Here is a 3,415-nt window from a genome sequence, read left to right as displayed (position 1 = left end):
GAGCATCGCCGCCCAGCCGCCCCCCAGCGGGAGCGTTCCCCGCAGCGACGCGGCGCCGCCGGGAAAGGCGGACTCGGTCTGCGCGGCCACCGCCCACTCCGGCCGCGAGGGGGGTGCGGCGGGGAGGTCGCCGGAGATGACGTTGACCACCCCCCCGAGCGCGTTGTTGCCGTACAGCAGCGTGGCCGGGCCGCGTACCACCTCCACCCGCTGCGCCGTCAGCGGGTCGATGGTCACGCCGTGGTCATCCGCGGAGCCGGCCAGGTCGGCGGTGCGCTGCCCGTCCTGGAGGACCAGGACACGGTCGCCCGTCAATCCGCGGACGATGGGCGCCGCCGCCCCCGGCCCCATGGAGCGCACCGCGACCCCGGGCTGGTTCCGCAGCGTCTGCGCGAGGCTCCCGCCCATCTCCCGCTCCAGCGCCCGCCCGGCGAGCTGCGTCGTCGCCTGCGTCACCGCGCGCGTGTCGCCCGCCCCCGGAGTGGCCGTGACCTGGATCCCGGGGAGGGAGAGCGGCGTTCGCACCAGCACGATCTCCACCGGGTCCGCAGTCGGCACCGCGACGGTGCGCGCCGACGGCGCGTGGCCGGGGTGGGCCGCCTCCACCCGGTAGCTCCCCCGCGGCACGCCGGTGACGACGAACCGCCCCTCCCCGTCGGCCGTCGCCGTCCTCCCGGTCCGGACCACCAGCACCTGGGCTCCCGCAAGCGGGCGCCCCGCGTCGTCCCGGACCGTCCCCGCCACGAGCGATTCTCCTCCGGCGCGCGCGGCCGACTGCGCCGACAGCCCGGTCGCGAAGAGGCACGCCGCCACACAGGCGAGCGCCCCCCGACCCCAGCGATTTCCCATGAGCGTCCCTCCTCCGGCCTTCCAGGCGTTTTTGCCAACCTGCAGTTCATATTTAGACAACTCTAAAATAGATTTGCGTCTGATGCAAGTCTCTTCACCCGGGGGACGTGGCGGCTGGGACCGTACGGCGAACCCGTGCGCCCGCATTGCCGGGCTCGCCGCGCGCGCGTACGATCCCCTGCAGCGCACCTCCGGCGGCCGGGCCGCCCTCTCCGCTCGCCTCACCCTGGGAGATCCATGCAGAGACTCCGCACCGCGTCCGCGCTTTTCCTCGCCGGGGCCGCCCTCGCCGCCGCGCCCGGGGCCGCGCAGGACCTGCCACAGATCCCGCAGCAGCCCGCCGGCTGCCGCTCGGAGATGGATGCCCGGCTCGCCTTCGGGATGTGCCCGGACAGCACCTTCGACTTCTACGCGACCCGGAGCTACCGCGAGGGCGTCCCCCGCCCGGAGGAGGTGCTGGGCTACCCGGTGGGGAGCTGGCACACCACGTACGGACGGATGGAGCGCTACCTGGATGCGCTCGCCCGCGCCGCACCCGGCCGGGTGCGGGTGATGCCGTACGGGAAGAGCGTGGAGCACCACGTCATGTACCTGGTGGCGGTCTCCAGCGAGGAGAACATCGGCCGGCTGGACGCCATCCGCGCCGACCTGCAGGCGCTCGCCGACCCGCGGCGCACCAGTGCGGCACAGGCGGCGGCCATCGCGGCCCGGACACCGATCGGGGTGTGGATCAACGCGGCCAACGACGGGAACGAGACGGCGGCGTTCGAGGCGGCGATCCAGCTCGCCTACCAGCTCGCGGCCGGGGAGGACGACCGCACGCGCGCCCTGCGGGACGGGGCGCTCACGCTGATCAACCTGGCCCACAACCCCGAGAGCCACGAGCGGCACGTGGCCTGGTACAACGCCTTCGTGACGGGCGACGCAAACCCCGTCGCGATGGAGCACCGGGCGCCCTGGGGGATGAGCACCAACAACAACCACTACCAGTTCGACCTGAACCGCGACGCGCTGGGGCTGGTGCAGACCGAGTCGCGCGCGGTGGCGGCGGAGCTGCAGCGCTGGCGTCCCCAGGTGTTCGCGGACCTGCACGGACAGACGACGCAGTACTTCTTCCCCCCCGCCGCCGACCCGGTGAACCCCTTCCTTCCCCCGCAGACGGAGCGGTGGCTGGAGGTGTTCGGGCGCGGCAACGCCGCGGCGTTCGACCGCCAGGGGTGGCCGTACTTCACCCGCGACGTGTTCGACCTGCACTACCCCGGCTACTGGGACTCGTACCCGAGCTTCCACGGCGCCACGGGGATGACCTACGAGACGGACGGCGGCGGAAACAGGGGGGTGCGGTGGCGGCGGGACGACGGCACCATCCTGACCTTCGCGGACGGGATCGCGGGGCACTTCGTAGCTTCGCTCGCGACGATCGAGACCGCCGTCCGCAACCGCGAGGCGCGGATGCGCGACTTCCACGAGTTCTTCGCCTCCGCGGTGCGGGAGGGGAGCCGCGGTCCGCTCCGCACCGTCATCATCAGCGCTGATCCGGACCCGCACCTCGCGGCCAGGATCGCCACCACCCTGCTCCGCCACGGGATCGAGGTGCGGCGCGTCACCTCGGGCGGCCGGGTGACCGGGACGGACTACCTGACGGGGCGGCGGGAGACGCGCGGGGTGCCCGCGGGCTCGTACGTGGTGGACCTGGCGCAGCCGGCCTCGCGGCTGGCGCGGGTGCTCCTCGCCCCGGAGACCCCGCTCCCGCAGAGCTTCGTACGGCAGGAGAGCGAGCGCCGCGCCCGCAACGCGCGCCGCGCGGAGGGCCAGCAGGAGCGGTACGCCTTCTACGACGTCACCGCCTGGAACCTCCCCATGGCCCACGGCGCCTCCGCCCTGTGGACCGGCGACAGGGTGGGGCTGGCGTCGGAGCCGCTGCGCCTGGAGGAGGGCGCGCTGAAGGCGCCCGGCGGCTGGGAGGGCGAGGTGGCCTGGCCCCTCCCGGGCGGCGTGACGGGGCGGGCCGCCAGCGCCTACGTCTGGCCCGCGGGGACCGACGGCGCCACCCGCCTCCTCGCCCGCCTGATGGGCGAGGGCTTCAACGTGGCCGTCTCCAGCCGCGACCTGGTGGTGGACGGCGCCGACTTCCCGCGCGGCACCTTCGTCGCCCGGACCGACCGCAACCGCCCGGAGCTGCACGCGCGCATCGACGCCCTGGCCCGGGACGCGGGGGTGCGGGTGCTCGCCTCGCAGACGGCCTTCCAGGAGCGCGGGGCAGTGGGGACCGGCTCGGGGTCGGTGCGCACGCTGCGGGCGCCCCGCATCGCCGTGCTGGCCGGCGACGGGGTGGACCCCACCTCGTACGGCGCGCTCTGGTTCCACCTGGAGCGCCGCATCGCCCAGCCCTTCACCCCGGTGCGCACGGCCGACTTCGCGAGCCTCCCGCTGGACGAGTTCGACGTGGTCGTCTTCCCGGACGGCCGCTACGGGGCCCCGGTGGCCGCGGGGACGGACCGCCTGCGCGACTGGGTGCGGCGCGGCGGCGCGGCCGTCGGCTACGCGGGGGGCGCGGCGTTCCTGG

The 3,415-nt window shown here is 74.8% G+C and carries 2 protein-coding genes; one reads left to right on the top strand and one right to left on the bottom strand.

Going from position 1 to position 3,415, the window contains the following annotated elements:
- Window positions 1-849 (bottom strand): TonB-dependent receptor plug domain-containing protein (locus VGR37_16180; GenBank protein ID HEV2148944.1); only part of this gene is annotated, 849 nt, incomplete at its 3' end.
- A 237-nt stretch (window positions 850-1,086) separates the two neighbouring features.
- On the opposite strand from VGR37_16180, the gene VGR37_16175 reads away from it, so the two are divergent.
- The coding region (locus VGR37_16175; protein ID HEV2148943.1) for a M14 family metallopeptidase at window positions 1,087-3,415 on the top strand (2,329 nt) is incomplete at its 3' end.

This window comes from Longimicrobiaceae bacterium (assembly GCA_035936415.1).
Classification (GTDB): Bacteria; Gemmatimonadota; Gemmatimonadetes; order Longimicrobiales; family Longimicrobiaceae; genus JAFAYN01.
The sequence above is the reverse complement of the archived record's forward strand: the minus strand, read 5'-3'. Positions and strand labels throughout refer to the sequence as shown.